General features: G+C 52.1%; 1 protein-coding gene and 1 pseudogene. Both read right to left on the reverse strand.

Features of this window, described 5'->3' with window-relative positions; all coding sequences use genetic code 11:
- Positions 1-327 precede the first annotated feature (327 nt).
- A complete protein-coding gene (locus HMPREF2526_RS07050; protein ID WP_070516658.1) occupies positions 328-744 on the reverse strand; it encodes a hypothetical protein in 417 nt (138 codons plus the stop codon).
- 346 nt (positions 745-1,090) lie between these two features.
- Positions 1,091-1,410 (reverse strand): annotated as a pseudogene (locus HMPREF2526_RS12920) (transposase family protein); the annotation flags it as partial.

Consider the following 1,410-nt stretch of genomic DNA (forward strand, 5'->3'; position numbering starts at 1 on the left):
AAATAGGGTGTCCACTAAACGAGGGTAACCTCAATGTGCATTGAAGATGATGGGGTCTTTACGCGTTTACAGCCAACTGCCCGCGCAAACACATGCAGATAAGCGTTTGGTGCTCTTGGGGCAGAGGTTTAAAAGCGTTCATTCGCTTGAAAATGCTGTTTTGCTGAGGTCATTACATGCGCCAGCTTCTCATACGGGCGCGTACGAAGGTACGGTTCCCTCTCTAATTAGGCGTGGTTCATTGAAAAGCGTGTACCCCGAGGAGTTTTCCCGGGGGCACACGCGTGTTTCTCTTAGCTCTTGAGAACCAAGGAAGTTAGGGCCAATCTACTTAACAACAATCTTTACCATTACCGGCTCGTCATTGACAGTTACTTCCTGACTACCCTCGAGCGCTCGCGCGGAGGAAAGGCTGGAAAGCCCCGAACAAGATGCATTGATGGTATGTGAACCAGGTTCCAACGCGTAGAAGTACACGCCATTGGCATTAGTCGTGTGTACCTTTTCCTGCGAAAGACCAATAAGCCTACATTCGCCTGCCGGGTTACCACTGGAGGTTACAACCTGAATCGTTGAGTCTTCTGCATTGGGCTTCTGCTGCTCATCGTCGGGGAGACCTTGGCCTACACTGATTCCAACAACGAGGGAAATAATGCCCAGAACGGTACCAATGAGTCCGAGAAGATTACTGGGGTTATTAATGAGAGCTTGAACCTGAGCTGGAACCGGGATCGGTGGCTGCATTGTTTTGGATCTCCTTAATGTCATTGAAGGTATTCAGCATGCTTGGGCTGATACGTAGGGCACTGTTTTCAGGGTAGCCGAGCTGACTGATGCCATGCGTGTGAATGCCGATGGCAGCGTTGTCTGTGGTATAAACCGGCGAACCGCTTTGTCCGCCCGTGGTGTCTAAGTTATAGCAGAGTCGAGTTTGGGTTCCTGGCTGAAGGATTCCGCTCTCATTGTCCACAGTTGTCCGTAGTCGCGAATCAGGCCACTACCCTTCTCTCCTGGAAATCCGGTGACAGTTGCTTCTTGCCCGGAGAAAGCGGAAGAAGTATCGCTCGGTTTAATTCCAAACCAGCTGGAAGACTTGGTTGACCAGATCCCATCCCACACCGAGCGCTTTGGCGGTAGTCGACACACTCATCCGATCAATAGCAAGGCGCTGCAAGATCCAGCGAGTGACCCGGTGAGTGAGCTTGGAGCCGTCATCCGTGCAAGCCAAGGAGGCCTGGAAGATCTTTGTCTTACATGAGGCGGCTGTGCACAGGAATCTAGGGACTGTTACGTGCAGCCTAGTGGGGAATCCGACGACAGGAAGATCAACGAGTCGACGAGTGGTGTGGTCACGTAACTTACCTGACTGCCCGCAATCCGGGCACACGCCGATAACGGCTACTGGTGTGG

Source organism: Corynebacterium sp. HMSC070E08 (genome assembly GCF_001808895.1).
Classification (GTDB): Bacteria; Actinomycetota; Actinomycetes; order Mycobacteriales; family Mycobacteriaceae; genus Corynebacterium; species Corynebacterium hiratae.